A 19,661-nucleotide genomic window follows, 5' to 3' on the forward strand; every position below is an offset into this window, starting at 1 on the left:
GAAAGTAGATTGTCCGGTTTAATAAAACCAGGCAGTTAAAAAGTGATTAATAATACAGATCTACAATGCCGTTAGGCGTTCCCGGCGTTACGATAGTGGCATGTTGTCCGCAATCGGTAACAGCATTTACTGCGTGCCAGGATAAAGGCGCCTGTGCACTGCCCACTCTCAGCTCAATAGCACTCAGCCTGGTTTTGCTGGTTGCAGGGTAATCAGTACATGTACTCACACCATATGCCTCCAAAGACTCAGCAGCCCAGTAAAGCTTCGCAATATTATTTACAGTTAAAGTAATGGCAGGATAACCTGCAAATGCGGAAGTATAATTGTAGTGGCTGCCTGAAGTGCCGGTGAGTGTCATTATGCCCTGTAAATTGGTACCCGGATTAACAGGGATCAGGTTACTGAACAAAGCGGTACCGTTTGATCCATCAACATACCAGTTGGCAATAGCCCAGTAATTACCGCCGCCTGCTGCTGATGGGCCCCACTGCAGCACTGGCTGTAGTATATAGGATGAATTTTGTAACCCGTTGAAAATAAAAATAGTCTGACCGGAATTAGTGGAAGGAGCCGGTGGCACCACCCAATTGGTGTTGAAATAAGAAATAGGGGTGGAAGAGGGATTACTCCAATAAGTATAAGTAATCCAGCCAGATCCGAGCGGCAGTATCCTGTGGGCAGGTACATTAACATTGCCCGGATAATCGGGGGCATTGCCGCCTTTATTTTCAACAACGCCGTAATCGCTGATCACCTTACCATTAAGATTATCAATCTTACGGAGCCTGTTGTCTGCTCCACTTAAATGGTGCCCGTTCTCAACCAGGGCAACTTTTGTTTTGGGCCTCCAACCACCTGGAGTAAGTACTTCATCTTCATGAAGTAATGAAGGATTAATACTACTAGCTACCGTTTGGGTAGTTAATGTATTATCGCCGGTGTTTTTTGCCTGTTCTTTCCGGCAGGAAGTAAAGATTAGAATGCTCATCAACAATAAGGCTGATACGATATGTTTGCTCATAAATAGGGGAGATGATAAAAGTGAATAAATGAAGAAAATGACGATTCCGGGTTTACAGCAATACTATCACTAAAGTACTTTAAATGATTGCAGGCAGCTCGCATGGGAAAAGGAGCATTTGAGGAGATCTTAAGGAGAAAACAATTACAGGGAATAGTATAGCTATATCATTTGATCAATGATAAAACAGACCAAACAAAAATATACCTGTGATGAAGTCTTTTTACGCTCAGATAAGTAGCATACAAACTTCACCGCAGGTATATAACTCAGTCACTTTTTACAATCCTGTCAGCTTACACTAACAGGTTGTTGCTAATCATTAAACACACCAACAAGTTCTCCATTCAGAATAAGGAATACAGGTGTTAGGAGGGCAGGAATAAGAAAGGCTTTTACCGCCTTTTACCTGGTTCTGGCTGGCAGCATCAAGACTTGCAATTTTGATTTTACTCAAGGTTAGCTTTTTTGTTGTTACTTTTTTCATGGAAATTACGGGTTTGGTTTAGAATAAATAATAGTTATTGAATATTGGGATTTTTATAATTGATAGACGGGAATCCCTTGGCAGCAAATAAGGACGCCGATATCATTTGATGGCTAATAGGTTCACACAATAGCTTGCACTGCCTGAATATGAATATAGTGTGATTTTATTAAAAAAACGCATTATCGGTTTTTTTTATTTTATCTGCGGTATAAATAAGTATCTCGTCTTTTTATTATTTACGCTTTATAAACCTTTTCCTTTGCTTACCCAGTTATTATTTTTAATACAAAAGCGGTAAGGGAGATAAGCATCCTCTCCGGCGTATTGCACACCTACACGGGTAGAAACAGACACAAGATTATCATTAATTTGGGCAGCTTGTTCAATCCAGATTTTATTTCCGGTTAAACTTTCACCATTCATGCCGGAGTTTATGCCTAAAGCTTTACTAAGATTGCCTGGTCCCGCTGTGAGTTGAGCACCGGCTTTATTATTATACCGCATTTTCATCATGCCAATACCATCAACGGGTTCCAGGGCCCGGATTAATACAGCATGTGGGGTGTTTTCAACACTGGTAACAACATTAAAGAGATAGTGGATACCGTAACATAAATACACATAAGCTACTCCGCCAGGCATATACATTGTTGCTGTGCGTTTTGTCCGGCGATTGTTCCATGCATGAGATGCTTTATCGTTAATGCCGGCATAAGCTTCCGTTTCTACTATAATACCAGCCGTGCGCACGCCGTCAATTGCGGTTACCAAAATTTTACCCAGCAATTGTCGTGCAATAGCGGTTACATCTTTTTGTTGATAAAATGCTGTTTGAAGTTTAGCCATTCCGCTTGGTTTCCTTACTACAGGGATTATGAATCGTGATATAATTCTTAAAGAAGGTATCACGATTCGTCTTTTCAGATTTACAGCAGCAATTTATGCAAATATTCCTTAATCAAGTTTTGCGAGTGAAAACCAGTTACCCGAATCGTCTTTAAATATTGCTTCAGTACCGTAGAATTCTTTTTTAGGTGCCTTGGTAAATTCAACACCTTTTGCTTTTAGTTCTTCATATGTTGCAAAGATGTTGCTGCAGGTAAAAAGACCTACACCAAAAGTTCCTTTTGTTATAAGGTCTTTCATGGTCTCAGCTGCTTCTTTGGAGAACATATGCGTTGTTATCGGTGTTAATGTTATTTCAAAACCCGGTTGTTCTGGTGGAGAAACTGTGAGCCAACGATCTTTACCCATTGGTACATCTGTTATAACTTTAAATCCGAGTTTATTAGTGTAGAAGTCGTAAGCACTGTTCTGGTCGAGAACGTAGAGGCTCACATGTGTCATTTTAGTTATCATGGCTTTGCGTTTTAATTGTTTACGCAAAGGACAGTTATAAATTAAAAATCCGGTTCTCTAAAATTGCTATTTTTAATCCAACCGTTTTTTTCAGCAAAGCAACCCGGAATAAAGTCTAAAGGTGCGTTGACTATTTGTGCTTTTATTTTTTGGTGCTGCATTAAATATATGGAAGGGGTTATACCTACAATACGCTTAAATAATCCGCTGAAAGAACTTAAACTTTCAAACCCGATAGCATAACAAACTTCAGAAACAGGTATGTCAGCTTTCAATAATTCCATTGCTTTTTCAATTCTAACAACAATCAAATATTGATGTGGTGTTTTCTGGTAAATATTTTTGAACTGCCTGATGAAATGAAATTTAGAAAAGCATGCTTCATCAGCGATGTTATCAAGGTCAATGTTATCTGCATAGTGGGTGTCAATGAAAAGTTTTGCCTGAACTAATCGCCTGTATAAATATATTTTAGGATATTGATCATTGATCATTTTAGGGCCTTTTTATTGCTGCTAACTTTTTGAGGTGAAAAACCATCAATAGATACCGATATGTTTAAAATGAGCTTCCTCACAATCATATTGCTTTAATTCCAATATTAATTAATTATAACAAAGTTATCGTACTAAGCTTAATTAAAGGGGGTGTGGTTGTGACTACTTAAGGGGCAAATCAGGACATATAATGCGTAATACCTTATTCAGAAGGTTATCCTCTATACGGAAGAAGCAACAGAAGTTGTTATTAAAATAAAAAAGCGGGATACCTGCCATAAGAAAGTGTTTGGGCCTGTCTGGATCAACATTGACTCAATCGCCCCTGTAAATTGACGCATTTACCTCCTCCGTTATTAAGTATTTCGGCGTAAGTTTGTTCCGTCAAAAAACAGCGCATCACATGCAACCCGTATCCTTAATGATTATATTTCTATTGATGTTAACATATTTTCAAATGAATGCACAACGAGAACAAACAGGCCACTATGCGGCAGTGAATGGTTTAACTTTAGCAACCCGATAAACATACTTTATACCTTTTTACCGGCAAAATCATAGCTTTCACCGATATAGCAATGATCTTAACCGGGCGCCTCTTTAACAAAATAAAAGCGAAAGGTAACTTTGATTACACATTTGAAAGAGGTATTCAAGAAAATTAGCCAGCTTGCTGACCTATCCCGGCATCTGAAAAAATGAAATTTAATCCTGTAGAAACATTCAATTTTACGAATCTCCAAAGTAAATATTATGCATACATCTAAGAAAGCCGCCATCAGCTTTATATTCATTACCCTACTGATCGATGTAATGGGATGGGGGTTGATTATTCCTGTAATGGCAGATCTGATTGCACAGTTAAAAGGCATTCCGGTTAATCAGGCCAGCACTTATGGTGCCCTTTTATTGTCGGTTTTTGCCATCACACAATTTTTATTTGCACCGGTAATCGGAAACCTGAGCGACAAGTACGGCCGCCGTCCTGTCTTATTACTCTCATTACTGGGCTTTGGGGTCGATTATATCATTCTGGCATTGGCGCCGGCGTATGGATGGTTATTTGTAGGACGCGTTATCGCCGGTATTACAGGAGCCAGTTTTACTACTGCCACCGCTTACATTGCTGATGTAAGCACCGATGAAACATCAAAGGCTAAGAATTTCGGTATGATTGGCGCTGCTTTTGGTTTGGGCTTTGTCCTTGGGCCGGCGCTCGGTGCTTTTCTGGCAACCTGGGGCATAAGGGCTCCTTTTTATGCTGCGGCGGCACTCTGCCTGCTTAACTGCCTATACGGATACTTTTTATTACCCGAATCATTAAGCAAAGAAAATCGCCGTCCCTTTGATTGGAAACGCGCCAACCCGTTTGGCTCCCTGAAGTTTTTAACCAGGCACCCTGAGATCGGTGGATTGGCATTCGGCTTTTTCCTTATCTATCTTGGAGCCCAGTCTGTTCAGGGTAACTGGAATTTCTTCACTATTTACCGTTTTAACTGGAGCGAAAAAATGGTTGGTATTTCCCTTGCAGTGGTAGGGGTGTTGGTGGGAGCGGTGCAGGCCGGGCTGACAAGAGTCATAAATCCCAGAATCGGGAACGAAAAGAGTATCTACCTCGGACTGTCTCTCTACACCCTTGGATTGGTCCTGTTTGCCTTTGCCACACAGGGATGGATGATGTTTGCTTTCCTGGTACCTTATTGTCTGGGAGGAATATGTGGACCTTCATTGCAATCTGTTATTTCGGGCCATGTGCCTCCTAATCAGCAGGGAGAACTGCAAGGTGCGCTTACAAGCCTTATGAGCCTTACCACCATTATTGGTCCGCTGATTATGAACAGCGCATTTACTTATTTTACTACTAACAAAGCACCATTCTATTTTCCGGGAATACACTTTTTAATTGGCGCGGTGTGCATGTTACTCAGCATAATTATTACCAACAAGGTGTTGAACAAGGAAAAGAAAGTTCGGCCTGAACTATTGGAAGTGATGAATGGTGTGGGTGAACATAATGATGTACCCATGCACTAATGATAGTGATAGGGTTGTTTGTTTCAATGATTTATAGGAAGAAAGACTTACAACCGCGTCGGGTTTTGTATTTCGGAGAATAGCCAATTGATTTAAACGGGCCAGGAAGAGATGGCGAAAATAAAATAAACGCCTTCAGGTCATTGACCTGGAGGCGTTTTTGTGTTCGCTGTTTTTTTCGCGCTTTATATTTATCTTATAAATGGTTATTTTCAATTATCGCAAGGTTGGGGCCTCAGGAGGATTAACATACATAACTGACATCTTAATAAATAAAAAATGGTTTTAAACAAAGTCCTCTCCAAATTGGCGCTCTTTTTTTTGCTGATCCTCTCTGCTAATGTGTTTGGGCAATCAGAAAAGGCGACCGTTACTGATGTGACAGTAGATATGCTTGCATGGGTGAAACACTTGAATAATGACGTAGATAAATATTATTCCCGCGAAAAAGGAGAGGCGTTAAACCAGCATTTCGAATGGCTGAAACAAGACCTGAATAATTACATGAAGACGAGAAAGGTCCTGTCAGACAGCTTGTTTCGGAATAATATCACCCCTGGAAAAAAGGATATGAATGACCTGGAAATCCTTAAAGTGAAAATGGGTTCCATTATGGAACGGATGCGCGGGGTTACAGATTTAGTAAGTCCGGACCTCCGGGCAGAAGGTGACCACCTGAATGACGAAATTTATGACATTTTGTACGGACAGAAAATTCGGTTCCTATCCAATCTGGAAGCGTTTTTAGGCGGTATGGATATTAGTAAAAGAGACCTGGCTGTTGATGGCAGTCAAAGTTATCTCCGCCTGGAAGAGTGTATTAACCTTATTGCAGTATTACAAGGTAAAATTGATAAAAAGATGAAAAAATAACACCTGGTATTTTATAGATATTGGTTCACTATTTTATCTGGAATTTAGTAAAAAATGAGGCGGGCAGTTGATTACGTTGGATGAAACACAAAATGCTGCTTCACCAGCGTACTGGTTAGATTTGTGAAGATTTTATAAACGTATTTTTATTGATCAGCTATTTTTGCTGCGCTTACTTATTATCTATACGGAAAGACACTTTGCAGATTAATCCATAGGTGGTTATTTTCCCATCTTTTACGTGGGCTTTGATATCTTTAACGTATACAGAATCTATGTTGTGAATTGTTTTTGAAACCTCTGTTACAGCACTTTGTATAGCATCCTCAATTCCTTTTTCTGAGGAAGCAATGACTTCAATTACTTTTACAATAGGCATAAAAAAAGTTTTTTGTTATGAAATAGATATGTAATTATAAAAAGATCGACAGGTCTGTTGCATAAACTAATAGGCTTGTCGTTTTTTTGTTTTTAAATTTGGTGAGCAGGAGGTATCCCGGCGAGCGGGGGAAACATGCTGTATAGCATATAACGGCGAAAGTGTAAAATTGTTCAGCACTTATGTTTGAACATTGTAGGATTACCTGCTGCTGGACTACTTACTTTATTGTATCTGGACTATAAAAATGTCTCAATACCGCTATATGTTTGTGTAGTAAAACATTAACAGATGAAAAACAAGCAAGGGCTTCCTCAACTATTTTTACGTCTTGCCCTGGGGGCCGGTTTTCTCGGTGCGGGCCTGGACCGCTTTGGCGTATGGGGCCCTGCCGGTGCTCCAGGCATCAGTTGGGGCGATTGGCAACATTTTATGGAATACGCATATAAGCTGATGTCCTTTTTACCCTATGGTGTTGCCGAATTCTTCGCCGCAATAGCATCTGGCGCTGAGGTCTCTTTCGGCCTGTTGCTGATTGCAGGGTTGTGGACACGTTGGGCAGCTATGGGTAGCGGATTGCTTACATTCATTTTTGCTATGGCGATGGCCAGGGCGTTCGGTATACAATCTCCACTGAATTATTCTGTATTTACAGCCAGCGCCGGCAGTTTCCTGTTATCATCCCTTCCTGCTTACAGGTGGAGCCTTGACAACATGCTGAAAAAGCGGAAAGAGGCGAATGCAAGTCCTGGTAACATTCTTTCGGTTTGATGATGAGCTATCATTTGGGCAAGGGCTTTATCCAGATTGCCTGTCCTCCTGATGGGAGTAAACGGGTATCCAGTACAGTGGAAGCATCTACTTTTATTCGCCTGATAGCAACTTTAGTTCGGGTATTCACCATTGGATCATCTGCGTAAATACTTGCTTCAAATTTTTTCCCCTGTGGTAAAAAGCTAAAAGATATTTTCAGTTCGCGGGCTTCATTATTGGTGATGGTTCCAACAAACCATTCCTCACCCTTGCGGCGGGCAATGGTAATATACTGAGCAATTTCACCATCCAGCACCTTTGTGTCGTCCCAAACGGTAGATATTTTATCAAAAAACTCGAGTTCTGGTTCGTCCTGTACATCTGATGGTTTGTCGTACCAATACAGAAATTGAAGAGGGCTGTAGTAGATCATCGACAGCGCAAGCTGATGACCAGAAGTGGTTTTCAGGCTATGGGGAGACTTTATACCACGTAAGCTGGCTTTCAATTCAGGGCGTTGGTAATAGCAAATAGTGTAATCAGCTGCACCAGCTATAAAACGGGTAAATGGTAAAGTAGTGTTGTGGGTGGCATCGGGCATCTCTTCGTTGCCATAAACGCCTTCCTGGGTTAGCAGATTGGGATATGTGCGGCTGAAGCCTGTGGGCCGGTATTCATCATGGATGTCCACCATCAGCTTGTATTCAGCACATTTTTTTACTGCATCATGCAGCCATGCGGTCCATCTATAAGACCCTACTTCTACAAATCCAAATTTGATACCCCGAACGCCCCATTTTTTGAAAAGCGGCAGTATCTCATCCAATTGATTGTATAAGGCACGTTGATTGACATACAGGAATACGCCAATACCTTTTTCATTTGCATATCGTATGACTTCCTGCAAATTAAGATCGCTGTTGGGGTTACGCCTGGGATCTACATTAACCTTAGTGGCATCAGATCCAACCACATATTCATACCCGTACCAGCCTGCATCGAAATGAATGTATTGAAGATGGCGCTTCACTGCAAAATCTACGAGTTCCCTGGCACCTTTCATCGATAGTGACATTTCCCGCATCACCTTTCCTGGCTGTATCCATGAGGTATTAGCTATTTCGCAGGGAGGATTCAGATTTAAAATCAAATCATTATTTTCCAGTAATTGCCCCGGGCGTTCAGCCACCATCACCACTCTCCAGGGAGTAGCAAACGGAGTGAAAAAATCCACGCGATCATACATGGAACAACTAATCGTATTGGCTTTTTTAGGGTTTAATGCAAACTTAGTACGGGAGTAATTTACCATTCCGGCTTCTGCAAGACAGGCATATAATTTATTGGGCAGTTGCAGGACCAGCGGGCGTTCACTTTCGTCGGTCCAGCCACTGAGTGGCAATAAACTGTATTTTGCCTGTGCCCTGTTGGTAAACCAGGCTTTTGTACCTTCAGGCATAGTAAAATCTGTTAGTTCCTTTTGAATACTCACATCTATTCCTCCCTGAGGGTGTTCCGGAAAATAATAACGGAAAGCAATTCCTTCATTGTAAGCCCTTACCTGAAGCTGCATTTTTTGTTTTTCATTATTACTTCTCAATAACGTGATGGTCATCTCTTCGTAATGGTCACGAATCTGACTCCGCTCACCATAAACAGGTTTCCAAACAGTATCATGCTTTGAAACATCCGCACCGGATAATACAAAATCTTTTTCCCAATCGCCTGATCCAAGCGAAGAAGAAATTACAATGGGATTCTTTTTATAAGAAATAGCATAGCGGGGAACGCCATCTTTTGAAAGAGAGAAAGAGAAAGTGAGTTGCCCGTCAGGCGAAGTAAGTTCTCTGGATTGTTGTGCAGCAAGGGGCTGTATACAAATAATAAAATAAAAAAAGACGAATAAAATTCTTGGCATCAGTATTTTTTGAAACTATTAATTAAACAGTTATTTTTTTTGAAATAGCAGGAGCGTACAGCGCTCACGGCGAATTAAAGAATTAAAAGATAATAGATGGTATATTTGCTGCACGTTAATATCTCTTTAAAAAATTACCATAACAATATATGGCAAAGAATTATACAGAACAACCATTAATACACCAATCTGGCTTTGATTTTTTAAATGCATTGAAAAAAAACAATAACAGGGATTGGTTTAATGCCCATAAAACGGAATTTCAAAAAGAATTAAATCTTGTAGAAGTCTTTGCTGAGGCATTATTAGAACGTCTCAGTACACATGATCTGATAGAAACCCCATCAGGCAAAAAAAGCCTGCACCGCATTTACAGGGATACCCGTTTCTCTAACAATAAAATCCCTTATAAAACAAACTGGAGCGGCAGCTTTAAACGTGCTACCAAATATCGCAGAGGAGGGTACTATTTTCATATCGAACAGGGCAACAGCTTTATTGCCGGAGGTTTTTGGGGACCGGTTCCACAAGACCTGAAACGGATCAGAGATGATATCTCTTTTGATGCGGCACCCCTGAGAAAAATATTAAAAAGTAAATCATTTATATCCATGTTTAAAACATTGGAGGGAGAACAATTAAAAACTACACCCAAAGGTTTTGATCAGGGCCATGAAGCCATTGATCTTTTGCGTTATAAGCAGTATCTCCTCATAAGAAGATTTTCGGATAAAGAGGTGTTGAGTGAACAGTTTTTAAAAGAGGCCAACCTGACCTTTCAGGGGATGCGCCCGTTCTTCGACTATATGAGCGAAGTATTGACCACAGATACCAATGGACTGTAAGGTTAGTTTTCTCTTAGGTTTTTCCATCCGAATGTAGTACCTTTTTGATACCAAATATGCCACTTTGTAGTATCGTTCCTGATTAACTGCATGCCCCTACTGTAGCGCGATAGCTTATCATTCCATCCTTTTAATTTTACCCTGATGAGGAAAATTATGCTATTCTTGTGCCTGGTATGCTGCAATTATTATGTCAATGCCCAGATTTGTAAAGCGCCCTATCATATTGTAGTGATAGGTTCTTCTACTGCAGCAGGAATGGGAGCTACACTCAACCATGGCTGGGTTGCCCTGTATACACTATATCTGAAAGGCATTAATATCCATTACCAGGTAGATAACCTGGCAGTGGGTGGATATACCACTTACAATTTATGCCCCACCGGATTTGTGCCTCCGCCATCCAGGCCCTTGCCCGATACAAATCATAATATCACCAGGGCTTTGTCGCTGCACCCGGATGCCATCATTATTAATCTGCCTACCAATGACGTAGGCAGGAATTATACTTTAACAGAGCAACAGGATAATTATAAACGGATGATCAGTGCGGCAACAGCGCAGGGCGTAAAAGTATGGGTTACCACCACGCAGCCCCGGAATGCTTATAACGCAGCACAGATAGCTGCTTTGAAGGCGATGCGTGACTGGACAATCTCCTATTTCGGCAATAAGTCCATAGACTTCTGGACCGGCCTCGCAGCCTCCAACGATTCCATCAGGCAGATGTATAGTTATGGTGATGGCACACATCTCAATGATGCAGGGCACCAGTTACTGTATACCCGGGTAGTAAACAGCAATATTCCGGATACGCTTTGTAATCGCGATAGCAGTAGTGGTATTGTTTCGGGTGATTCCAGTTTCTTAAAGACGATGATGGTACCTAACCCGGCACAGGAAAGTTGCCGGATAGCCGGCTTAACCAGCGGTAATCACCTGGTAAAAATATATGACCTGTCTGGTCGCCTGGTTTACATCAACCGCCAATTCCGGATGGGCAGCAGTATTGCAGTAGGCGCCTGGGCAAAGGGGATGTATGTTATAGTAGTTGATGGAGTGAAACAGCAACTTAAACTAATAAAAGAATAGATGGCAAAGGACGCTGATCTGTATTTTTTAAGATTAAAATGGAGCTGCAGCTGGACTACCTATCTTTTTATTACTGGTCTACAAAAGCATCTTATCAAATATTTACATTTGCAAAGTATGCAGCATGCATATTTTGACCAATAGTAGATTTTATGATACAGAGAGAAAAAGATATTATCAATAACCTGTTTGAATTCTGGAACTTCGTTGGAAATAGTTCCAAAACTATTTTAGTTGCGCCGGATTTTAAGGCGATCAATCTTCACGATTCGGATTGGCCCAAAAGAATATTTGACCTTGGGAAAAGGGCCGATCCGGAAAATTCAATATTTAAACAATTATCATCTCAGATAGCGCAGCGCAGCTTGCCCAACTCACTCACACTTACTGAATCTGTAAGCTTTCGTCATAAAGATCATATCTCTGAAGCCGGCTTTTTTCCGCGGTTAAAACAACTGGGAATGATCATTAATTTATCTGAGGCAGATCTCCTGGATGATACAGCCGGATTTACGTTTAAAGCGGTCCGGAATGCTGCTGATACTGATTTATATGCCTCGATTGCCTCCCAGTCATTTCAGTACCGGGTTGACCCGCGGATATTGGAAAGCCTGCTGAATAATGATAACAGGGTTAAGTTATTTATCTGTTTTTATGATGATGCTGCAGCAGGTTGCGGGCTTATCTTTTATGATGAGAATGAGTATGCAGGTTTGCATATGATCGGGACTTTACCTCAGTTCAGAGGCAAAGGGGTGGCCTCTTATATGACTACTCATCTGATGAAGGAATGCATTAAAGATGGCAAAATGCATTGTGTACTGCATGCTTCTGCAGCAGGAGAAAAGGTGTATGTTAAGTTAGGTTTTACACCTGTAAAACAAATTGTTACTTATTCGTTGCAACTGGACGGTCAGCCTTCTTAAAATACAGGTACAACGGAATGCCCAGTGCAGTGATCACGAGTCCCAGCACGGAGTTGATAACAGGTGTTTCTCCGTTGATATACCTGCTGATATCATTCCATACAGTGCTCACCAGGTAAAAGGCGGCAAAGGCAATAAATATGACAGGAACTACCGGATAGCCCCATGTTTTGTATGGCCGGGGCATATCCGGCATTTTTTTTCTTAGCACAAATACACCTATTGCACCAAAGAGGTAAGCCACCCAGGCCACAAAGGTGAACATATCCGCCAGCATATCAAATGAGCCGCTCATGATCAGGATAGATGACCATATACCATGCAGCCACAGTGCATTGCCAGGTGTACCAAAGCGGGGATGCTCCTTGCCGGTCCATGCAAAAAACAATTTATCTTTCCCCATAGCATAAGTAACCCTGGATATAGCCATGGTATTGCCGTTGATAGCGCCAAAGGCACATATCACGATCATAGCGGCTACAATGGCGCCACCGGTTTTGCCCAGTGCTACATCAATGGCATCGGCTGCCACCAGCCCGGAGTGGGCCATTGCGTCAACAGGTAATACATAGAGGTAAGCCTGATTCACCAGGAGGTATACCCCAATGCAAAGTAATAAGCCGGTAAGCAAACTTTTAGGAATGTTCTTTTGCGGCTGTTGTATTTCACCACCCATAAAAGTAACATTGATCCATCCGTCATATGCCATAAAAGCCCCGGTGAGCGCAGCTACCAGGCCTCCTGTTAAATTCCATCCATGTTTGCTATGGGCACCCGGTGTAATGAAATTTTGTGCGTTGCCATGACCGGAAAAGAAAATACCGCCTACCAATAATGCTACCACCAATATTTTTACTACGGTGGATATCACCTGTAAAGCGCTACTGGCGCGTACACTGAGGTAATTCAAATAAGTAAGTCCTAATACCAGTACTACCGCAATTCCTTTTACGCCTATATCTTCCAAAGGATAGAGGTTACCCAGTAAAGGAATATGCCATACCCACAAATGTTCTGTGGCTGCCGGGAGTCGTGGCAGGTGCAGGAAATAATTGGCGTATTGCGCGCACACAAAAGAAATGGCTGATACCGATGCGGTATTGATTACTGCAAAACATGCCCACCCATAAAGAAAAGCAAAGAAATCACCGAACATGTACTGGAAGTAAACATATTGGCCGCCGGTTCTTGGTAGCATAGCGCCTACTTCTGCATAGATGAGTGCACCGAACAAAGAGATGACTCCGGCGATCACCCATATCAATGCCAGCCATATTGGCGATGCCACCTGTGCCGCCATGGTAGCCGGTTTCATAAATACGCCGGAGCCTATAATGCTGCCGGCAACAATTGCGGTGGCAGCCAGGTAACCGATAGCGGGTGTTTTGGTTGACATACAGGTATATTCAGGGGGTGGTGGCAAGAAAAGCAGCAATGATACGGTGGAAATGATGGGTGCCCTGCTCCCGCGTGACCGAATACCTGCCATGCTGGTAAAAGCGGGAGCGCACGCCCTGTTGTACTGCCTTTACTACTTCCTCATCTTCCATCTCTACAGTATCAAGGTTGGAACCTGCGCCTGTATTAAATTTGTCGTCTTTCCACACATAGGTGAGGAAGCGAACATTACAACGATCAATACCTGCCGGCTCTACGATGTTGATACTTAATCCCCACGGATAAAAGTTGAACATCATATTCGGAAACACGAAAAAATAATAAGCTGCTACTTTTTTGCCATAGTCCGGTGAGGAAGTGGGTAGATCAAAACAATCTTCATCATCTTTGGCAATGCCCAGTTGTAAGTTGGCGTATTGGAATAATTCTGTAGTATAATTACCGAAATCAATGACCGCATTGAGACCCGCATGTACAAAGGGAATATGAAATCCTTCGAGATAATTTTCGCAATACAGTGCCCAATGCGCTGCCACCTCATATGTTTTTGAATGTTCCGGCCTGAACACAAAATCATTCACCGGTAGCCATCCTATCCGGTTGATCATATCCTGTAGATAAGGTTGGTAGCCGGATTGCCGGTCCAGCGATGTGAACAGCCACGGACCCCATTGGAACAGCGGCAATGCGGTAAGATCATCTGCTTTACTGGGAAAGTTTGCTACTTCTTTAAACTCCGGCATCGATTGGAAACCGCCATCCAGCCTGAATATCCGGCCATGATAACGACAGCGCAGTTGTGCCAGCCTGCAGGGCTCATGCACCACAATGGTACCGCGGTGTGTGCATACATTGCTCAGGCAATGCAGTTGTTCCTCTTTGTCTTTGATTAATACCAGGGGCTCATCCAGGAAATGCTCCAGTAGCACGAAAGGATGGCATTGCCCTGCATCCTGCACCAGGTGGCTGCCGCCAATGAATTGCCAGGAAGGCGCAAACAGTTTCTCTTTTACTGCTTCGTACAATACAGGGTCTGTGTAAAAACGGGTGTTGATGGTTTGGGCGCGGGCAATATCCGGATCTACAGAAAATGGCGACATAGCTTTTGGTTTATGATGAGCCCCGGGTAATGTGTCCCGTAAATTAGCTTTCGATCAATAGCTAACTTATCATTTTATCTGTAGAATACAAAATGATTGTCCGCGAAATATACTCCACCATCGGTCCTTGCCGCCTTGAATATGGGCTGCGCTTATTCTTTGGTCGTTTCTACGTACTTTTTAAAACTATCCAAAATAGCCTGCCATCCTGTTTGCTGCATTTCTATAGAGTTAGTAGTTTCAGGTTCAAATACTTCTACTATTTTGGTTTCATTCTTATTGTCAGTAAATGTTACACTTACCTGTCTGCCGTCTCCAATGTTGTATTCAATATGTTTGTGTTCCTGCACTTTTTTGTACTCTCCACCAAAATCAAATCCCCAGCTTCCGTCCCTGGCCTCCATTCTGTAATTGAATTTTCCACCTGGTTGCAGATCATTAGTTGCAGTGGGGGTGAACCAATCGTCAGAGGCCCGGTTCCATTTGGTAATATGTGCTGGTGAATTCCAGAATTCCCATACTTTTTCTACCGGTGCATTTACGGTTGCTTCTACTGTGATAGTTGCCTGGTTTTCCATTTTTTATTTTTTTATTGTTGAATAATTTGAAAGATAAATATGTTACTATTTTTCAGGCTGATAAATTAATACAACTGTTCCTGTATTAAATATTTTTGTGTCAATTAGCTGTAGTTTTTTTCTCCCGCCAATATTACTGTATAACCGGTTACCTGTTCCCATAATTGTTGGATGAATCATTAACCGGTATTCGTCGATCAGGTCATGTTGCAGCAGTGTCTGAATAAGAGTGCCACTACCAAAGATCATTATATCCTGCTCTGATTGTATTTTGAGCTTTACAATTTCCTCAATAATATTTTCTTTTATCAGGATTGAATTGTTCCAGTCTGATTTGTCTAGGGTGGTAGAAACAACAAACTTTGGTAAACTGTTCATTTTATCTGCAAATCCCATCTCATCAGTACGCGAAGGCCAGGCAGCAGCAAAACCCTCATAGGTCTTACGGCCAAGTAATAAGGAGCCCGCTTTAGACAGCTCATCCAGCTTAAATTGCAGGTATTCATCATTAAAGTATTCCGCACTCCAGCCTGTATACTTAAATCCTGGTTCACCACCCGGTGCTTCAATTACACCATCAATAGTAATAAATTCTGATAAAATTAATTTACCCATAATTGATATTAGTTAGTGTTATTTTTTTTAATGAGATACATAGTGAAGAGCTACAATTCCATCGTTATGAGAGGTAGCGGATACCAGGTTCAAATTGAGGTTATTGCCCACTTCTTTAAATATGGAAAGTCCGTCGCCCAGTACTGTTGGGTTAACCACTAAATGAAATTCATCAATAAACCTGGCTTTGATGAGTGCAGATACAAAAGCACCGCCGCCATAAACAATGATATCCTTGCCGGGCTGTCCCTTTAATTTATTGACTTCTGTTGCAAGATCACCTTTAGCCAATTCAGTATTCTTCCAGACAGATGCAGGAAGCGTTTTGGTGAAAACAACTTTGTGTGCTGCCGTAATATTTTTAGCAAACGTAGCTTGTGGATTATCGGAATTTTTTGCCATCTCCTCCCAATGCCCAATAAACCCTTCTGTGGCCATTTTCCGGCTGAGCAATACACAGTCAGCCGTGGCTGTCAGATCCGTATGATATTTTCTTAACGCATCATCCCACGGCCATTCATTGCCCCAATTCCAAATCATCCAGGCAGTGCTTCCGTTCGCAGCCGCAATATACCCGTCGATAGACGTTTGTATCTGTAATTTTAATTTTCTCATCTTAATTACTTTTTCCTGCTTGTGAATAATTTGTTTGAATTGTTGACACAAAGATGCAATGAAAAAATATACAGCAAGATGGGTAGACGCGACAAGAAACGGGTGATTTGCGACTTTCAGGTAAGAGGCCTAAGATAAAGTAATTAACAGTTATTTTTTTAATTGCAGCTGCCCATATAATTGTATTTCACGAACCGCCACCTTACTGCTTTCCGGCTGAATGCCAGTAATCAGAAAACGTACATAACGAACATTTGCCTGGTTCAGGGATACAGGCTTGTAATCCTGTCCTGATGCACGTTCCGCGCTTTTTGCAGTTATCCAGTCCTGGCCGTTGGCAGATACAGCGATGCTGTAGATGTACCAGTCGCTGTCTTTACCCCATACAATGCGGCTGTCGTTGATATGATACTGATCTTTTAAATCTATCGTGATGCTGAGCGGAAAGTTTGATGAACCGGCTATCCATCCTGTGGCAGTGTTATTATCGATGATCTGTTGAATGTTTTCCGGATGGGTAGCAGGTGTGATAATGATCTCTTTATCCGAAAGTTTTATTTCCGGGAGATGATGATCAGCTGCAGTAGTGTCAGCGTAGTATATGGCAGTTGTTTTTTTATGTTCATCTATCCAATGGGGATGTGTACCATCGGCTACATATGCGATTGTAGCCGCGACCGTTGTGATGGTTTTTGTTGCGGGTGTAAATCCTTTTCCACCGGCGTGAATAATGATCTTTCCTGCGGCGCTGCTGTGGCGGATGATACCGTATGCAATGCCACCTTCCGTTTGTTGCAGGGAGATGCCCGCAGCGGGTATATTACCGCCAATAAGGGCGCCTGCACCGGATACGCTGATGTTAATAGCATAAGATTGCCCGGCGCTTTTATTGGAAACGAGTGTGCCATTTTTATCACATACTTTAACGTAGAAAGGTGTCATATCCGATCCGTCGGCAAGGGGTGGAGTAGTGCAGGAAGGGATTATGATTTCCAGGTGGTCAGGGGGCAAAGGCGTATTTACGGTATGTATACAGCTGGTATGCCCGTACATAAGTCCTACTGCTTTTAGTGTGCCTGCCTCATATTTTCCGGTGTGGAAAAGGAAAAAGGGGCTGCCACCTTTAGCTGCCACAAAAGGTGCGGTGCCGGCATTTTGTTGTCGTGTTATTTCGCCCAATAATTTATTGTTCCTGTAAAGCCTTACTGCATCACAATTTGAGAACACCATGATGGCGCTGTCTAAGGAAGGCTGGTTGTTGTAACCGGCAATGTATACCATGGGCCCATATGCCGGATTGTGCGCGTCCTGCATAGCTTTGAGCTGGTAATAACCGAATTTTTCATAACGGTCGAGATCTACCACACCACTAAATGCAGTAACCGGATCTGAGCCGCGGGTGTAATCATTGTAGCTCCACACAAAATAGCCGCCTATTCTTGTATTGGCATCCAGTCCGCCATGATCCCAATAGCCACCTGCTGCTTCTGATGTTTCGCCATTTAAGGCATTTTGCCGGAGTATACATTGATTGATCAATCCTTTTTCTGTAAACATCCTGCCGGCTCTCAGGCTGTTTTCTTTTGCAACATCGGCCATCCAGGTGTCGCCCCATTCGCGGGTAAGGAATGGCTGCGATGGCATAGGATCGCTGCCGTCTTCGTTGATTACCTTATAGGAAACGTCGTAATATTTTTTACTGCGACCATTAAAATCATCGGCTACAAACATTTGGTGGCCGGGCATTTCAGCATATGCCACCTGCACTGCTTTTTGCATCCATGCTTCGGGGGTAGGTGATTCGTTGAGGGATGTTTCCCATAAAAAAACCGACGGATGGTTGCGGTCGCGGCGGATCATCTCCCTGATATCTCTATAAGTTCTTTCCGTAAAGAGGCTGTCTTTGGAAAAAAATTGCCATCCGGGCTCGCATTCAATTACCAGCAGCCCCAATGAATCACAGGCATCGAGGAAAGCAGGTGATTGCGGGTAGTGAGCGGCGCGTACAGCATTAAATCCACCTCTCTTTAATTGTGCAGCATCCAGGTACTGCATGCGGTCGGCAGCGGCATCGCCAATATATTCGTATGCCTGGTGCCTGTTAGCTCCCCGCAGGTATAGCTTATCTCCGTTGAGATAAAAACCATCTGCCCGGAAAGATAAATTTCGTATACCCGTATACGTTATCAAGCTGTCGATAACAGTATTATCTTTATAAACCAGCGATATAAGTTTGTAGAGATAGGGATGATCCGGATGCCACAGCTGTGGATGGCTAACAGTAAGGGTTTGCTGGAAATCTTTATCAGACCCGTGTTCAATTGTTTCGTGGCTAACAGCATCCGCTACTACCATACCGTTTTTATCCACCAGCCTGGAAACCAGGGTGGTACTGACCGGCGTATTGCCGGTGTTGATAATATTGGTTTTAATCCGGGCATCAGCAGCTGATTTGCTAACAGCCGGATAGGTCACAAATACGCCACCACCGGCAGTTTTATCTGCTTCCAACGGGTGAGAAATAAATAGTTGGTTGGTTATTACCAGTGATACATTTCTATAGATACCGCCAAAATAATTGAAATCTAATTTGGATTGAGGTTTCCCTGGCGGCGTTTGCGGGTCATCAGTATTCGATACCCATACGGCTAACACATTATCTTTATCAAAACTAACAGCATCGCTGATATCTGCTACAAAACCCATATATCCGCCTGCATGTTCTTTTATTTTTTTTCCATTCAGATATATTACACTGTTCATTTGTACCCCATCAAAACAAAGGGTTATTCTTTTATGCATGCAGGCAGCAGGCAGGCGGAAATATCTTCTATACCAACCGATGCCCTGGTAAACATTATTACCACCGTTATGCTTTTTCTCGATGCGCATTACATGCGGAATGCTGACGGCGGACCAGTCTTTATCATCAAAAGAAATATTTTCAGCACCTTTTACATCACCCCGGTGAAAAGCCCAGTTGGTATTGAAGTTTAGCACTTCTCTTGTTTTATCCTGTGCTGAAGACACCAACGGTGAGATAAAAAAAGCGAAAAAACAGATAATGAGTAAGCAGTATTTCATGTGATATATGCTGATACTTTTAGTGGAATAAAAAATCCCGCTCATTTTGCAATTCGCGGGATTTTATAAATGTATTAGTAT

19 protein-coding genes are annotated in these 19,661 nt (G+C 42.2%); 6 read left to right on the forward strand and 13 right to left on the reverse strand.

Annotation, left to right across the window (positions count from 1 at the left end; all coding sequences use genetic code 11):
* Positions 1-46 precede the first annotated feature (46 nt).
* From CLV51_RS21535 to CLV51_RS21550, 5 genes are all read right to left on the reverse strand, one after another.
* Positions 47-1,024 carry a hypothetical protein gene (locus CLV51_RS21535; RefSeq protein ID WP_146151348.1) on the reverse strand — a complete coding sequence of 326 codons (978 nt, stop codon included), beginning with the start codon at positions 1,022-1,024 and terminating at the stop codon, positions 47-49.
* Between the two features lie 322 nt (positions 1,025-1,346).
* Positions 1,347-1,511, reverse strand: a complete 165-nt coding sequence (locus tag CLV51_RS29205; protein ID WP_158267104.1) for a class I lanthipeptide — start codon at positions 1,509-1,511, stop codon at positions 1,347-1,349.
* A 246-nt stretch (positions 1,512-1,757) separates the two neighbouring features.
* A complete protein-coding gene (locus CLV51_RS21540; protein ID WP_106530162.1) occupies positions 1,758-2,360 on the reverse strand; it encodes a DNA-3-methyladenine glycosylase in 603 nt (200 codons plus the stop codon).
* A 108-nt stretch (positions 2,361-2,468) separates the two neighbouring features.
* On the reverse strand, positions 2,469-2,861 hold the full coding sequence (locus tag CLV51_RS21545; RefSeq protein ID WP_245898904.1) for a VOC family protein: 393 nt from the start codon (positions 2,859-2,861) through the stop codon (positions 2,469-2,471).
* Positions 2,862-2,914: 53 nt separating this feature from the next.
* Positions 2,915-3,367 (reverse strand): helix-turn-helix transcriptional regulator, encoded by a 453-nt coding sequence (locus CLV51_RS21550; protein WP_106530164.1) that lies wholly within the window; start codon positions 3,365-3,367, stop codon positions 2,915-2,917.
* Between the two features lie 756 nt (positions 3,368-4,123).
* Between CLV51_RS21550 and CLV51_RS21555 the strand changes: the two genes are divergently transcribed.
* Positions 4,124-5,404: a TCR/Tet family MFS transporter gene (locus CLV51_RS21555; protein ID WP_106530165.1), complete on the forward strand. Its 1,281-nt coding sequence runs from the start codon at positions 4,124-4,126 to the stop codon at positions 5,402-5,404.
* 279 nt (positions 5,405-5,683) lie between these two features.
* Positions 5,684-6,277, forward strand: a complete 594-nt coding sequence (locus CLV51_RS21560; protein WP_106530166.1) for a hypothetical protein — start codon at positions 5,684-5,686, stop codon at positions 6,275-6,277.
* 172 nt (positions 6,278-6,449) lie between these two features.
* On the opposite strand, the gene CLV51_RS21565 is transcribed toward CLV51_RS21560, so the two are convergent.
* Positions 6,450-6,656, reverse strand: coding sequence for a dodecin family protein (locus tag CLV51_RS21565; protein ID WP_106530167.1), 207 nt, complete (start codon positions 6,654-6,656; stop codon positions 6,450-6,452).
* A gap of 291 nt (positions 6,657-6,947) precedes the next feature.
* Here CLV51_RS21565 and CLV51_RS21570 point away from each other — a divergent pair, with 291 nt between their 5' ends.
* The gene (locus CLV51_RS21570; protein ID WP_106530168.1) at positions 6,948-7,427 is read left to right on the forward strand and encodes a DoxX family protein; all 480 of its coding nucleotides are present in this window, start codon (positions 6,948-6,950) and stop codon (positions 7,425-7,427) included.
* Positions 7,428-7,437: 10 nt separating this feature from the next.
* Here CLV51_RS21570 and CLV51_RS21575 read toward each other — a convergent pair whose 3' ends face one another.
* On the reverse strand, positions 7,438-9,327 hold the full coding sequence (locus CLV51_RS21575; protein ID WP_106530169.1) for a glycoside hydrolase family 97 protein: 1,890 nt from the start codon (positions 9,325-9,327) through the stop codon (positions 7,438-7,440).
* A gap of 149 nt (positions 9,328-9,476) precedes the next feature.
* Between CLV51_RS21575 and CLV51_RS21580 the strand changes: the two genes are divergently transcribed.
* The 3 genes from CLV51_RS21580 (at position 9,477) to CLV51_RS21590 (ending at position 12,190) form a co-directional block, all read left to right on the forward strand.
* The gene (locus tag CLV51_RS21580) at positions 9,477-10,172 is read left to right on the forward strand and encodes a DUF2461 domain-containing protein (RefSeq protein WP_106530170.1); all 696 of its coding nucleotides are present in this window, start codon (positions 9,477-9,479) and stop codon (positions 10,170-10,172) included.
* Positions 10,173-10,316: 144 nt separating this feature from the next.
* Positions 10,317-11,264 (forward strand): SGNH/GDSL hydrolase family protein, encoded by a 948-nt coding sequence (locus CLV51_RS21585; RefSeq protein ID WP_106530171.1) that lies wholly within the window; start codon positions 10,317-10,319, stop codon positions 11,262-11,264.
* Positions 11,265-11,416: 152 nt separating this feature from the next.
* Positions 11,417-12,190: a GNAT family N-acetyltransferase gene (locus CLV51_RS21590; protein WP_106530172.1), complete on the forward strand. Its 774-nt coding sequence runs from the start codon at positions 11,417-11,419 to the stop codon at positions 12,188-12,190.
* Here CLV51_RS21590 and CLV51_RS21595 read toward each other — a convergent pair.
* The 6 genes from CLV51_RS21595 to CLV51_RS21620 all read right to left on the reverse strand — a co-directional run bounded on the left by CLV51_RS21595 (position 12,153) and on the right by CLV51_RS21620 (position 19,580).
* Positions 12,153-13,586 (reverse strand): APC family permease, encoded by a 1,434-nt coding sequence (locus CLV51_RS21595; RefSeq protein ID WP_158267105.1) that lies wholly within the window; start codon positions 13,584-13,586, stop codon positions 12,153-12,155. The genes CLV51_RS21590 and CLV51_RS21595 overlap by 38 nt on opposite strands.
* A gap of 10 nt (positions 13,587-13,596) precedes the next feature.
* Positions 13,597-14,688: an aromatic ring-hydroxylating oxygenase subunit alpha gene (locus CLV51_RS21600; protein ID WP_106530174.1), complete on the reverse strand. Its 1,092-nt coding sequence runs from the start codon at positions 14,686-14,688 to the stop codon at positions 13,597-13,599.
* Between the two features lie 152 nt (positions 14,689-14,840).
* A complete protein-coding gene (locus CLV51_RS21605) occupies positions 14,841-15,266 on the reverse strand; it encodes an SRPBCC family protein (RefSeq protein WP_106530175.1) in 426 nt (141 codons plus the stop codon).
* A gap of 45 nt (positions 15,267-15,311) precedes the next feature.
* On the reverse strand, positions 15,312-15,881 hold the full coding sequence (locus CLV51_RS21610; protein WP_106530176.1) for a dihydrofolate reductase family protein: 570 nt from the start codon (positions 15,879-15,881) through the stop codon (positions 15,312-15,314).
* 27 nt (positions 15,882-15,908) lie between these two features.
* Entirely contained in the window at positions 15,909-16,496 is a 588-nt protein-coding gene (locus tag CLV51_RS21615) for a dihydrofolate reductase family protein (protein ID WP_106530177.1), read from the reverse strand.
* Between the two features lie 150 nt (positions 16,497-16,646).
* The gene (locus CLV51_RS21620; RefSeq protein ID WP_158267106.1) at positions 16,647-19,580 is read right to left on the reverse strand and encodes a glycoside hydrolase family 2 TIM barrel-domain containing protein; all 2,934 of its coding nucleotides are present in this window, start codon (positions 19,578-19,580) and stop codon (positions 16,647-16,649) included.
* Positions 19,581-19,661: the final 81 nt, after the last annotated feature.

Source organism: Chitinophaga niastensis (genome assembly GCF_003014755.1).
Taxonomy (GTDB): domain Bacteria; phylum Bacteroidota; class Bacteroidia; order Chitinophagales; family Chitinophagaceae; genus Chitinophaga; species Chitinophaga niastensis.

Coding starts and splice junctions, on each gene's coding strand:
- CLV51_RS21535 (WP_146151348.1), bottom strand. CDS start 1,024: ATGAGCAAACATATCGTATCAGCCTTATTGTTGATGAGCATTCTAATC.
- CLV51_RS29205 (WP_158267104.1), bottom strand. CDS start 1,511: ATGAAAAAAGTAACAACAAAAAAGCTAACCTTGAGTAAAATCAAAATT.
- CLV51_RS21540 (WP_106530162.1), bottom strand. CDS start 2,360: ATGGCTAAACTTCAAACAGCATTTTATCAACAAAAAGATGTAACCGCT.
- CLV51_RS21545 (WP_245898904.1), bottom strand. CDS start 2,861: ATGACACATGTGAGCCTCTACGTTCTCGACCAGAACAGTGCTTACGAC.
- CLV51_RS21550 (WP_106530164.1), bottom strand. CDS start 3,367: ATGATCAATGATCAATATCCTAAAATATATTTATACAGGCGATTAGTT.
- CLV51_RS21555 (WP_106530165.1), top strand. CDS start 4,124: ATGCATACATCTAAGAAAGCCGCCATCAGCTTTATATTCATTACCCTA.
- CLV51_RS21560 (WP_106530166.1), top strand. CDS start 5,684: ATGGTTTTAAACAAAGTCCTCTCCAAATTGGCGCTCTTTTTTTTGCTG.
- CLV51_RS21565 (WP_106530167.1), bottom strand. CDS start 6,656: ATGCCTATTGTAAAAGTAATTGAAGTCATTGCTTCCTCAGAAAAAGGA.
- CLV51_RS21570 (WP_106530168.1), top strand. CDS start 6,948: ATGAAAAACAAGCAAGGGCTTCCTCAACTATTTTTACGTCTTGCCCTG.
- CLV51_RS21575 (WP_106530169.1), bottom strand. CDS start 9,327: ATGCCAAGAATTTTATTCGTCTTTTTTTATTTTATTATTTGTATACAG.
- CLV51_RS21580 (WP_106530170.1), top strand. CDS start 9,477: ATGGCAAAGAATTATACAGAACAACCATTAATACACCAATCTGGCTTT.
- CLV51_RS21585 (WP_106530171.1), top strand. CDS start 10,317: ATGAGGAAAATTATGCTATTCTTGTGCCTGGTATGCTGCAATTATTAT.
- CLV51_RS21590 (WP_106530172.1), top strand. CDS start 11,417: ATGATACAGAGAGAAAAAGATATTATCAATAACCTGTTTGAATTCTGG.
- CLV51_RS21595 (WP_158267105.1), bottom strand. CDS start 13,586: ATGTCAACCAAAACACCCGCTATCGGTTACCTGGCTGCCACCGCAATT.
- CLV51_RS21600 (WP_106530174.1), bottom strand. CDS start 14,688: ATGTCGCCATTTTCTGTAGATCCGGATATTGCCCGCGCCCAAACCATC.
- CLV51_RS21605 (WP_106530175.1), bottom strand. CDS start 15,266: ATGGAAAACCAGGCAACTATCACAGTAGAAGCAACCGTAAATGCACCG.
- CLV51_RS21610 (WP_106530176.1), bottom strand. CDS start 15,881: ATGGGTAAATTAATTTTATCAGAATTTATTACTATTGATGGTGTAATT.
- CLV51_RS21615 (WP_106530177.1), bottom strand. CDS start 16,496: ATGAGAAAATTAAAATTACAGATACAAACGTCTATCGACGGGTATATT.
- CLV51_RS21620 (WP_158267106.1), bottom strand. CDS start 19,580: ATGAAATACTGCTTACTCATTATCTGTTTTTTCGCTTTTTTTATCTCA.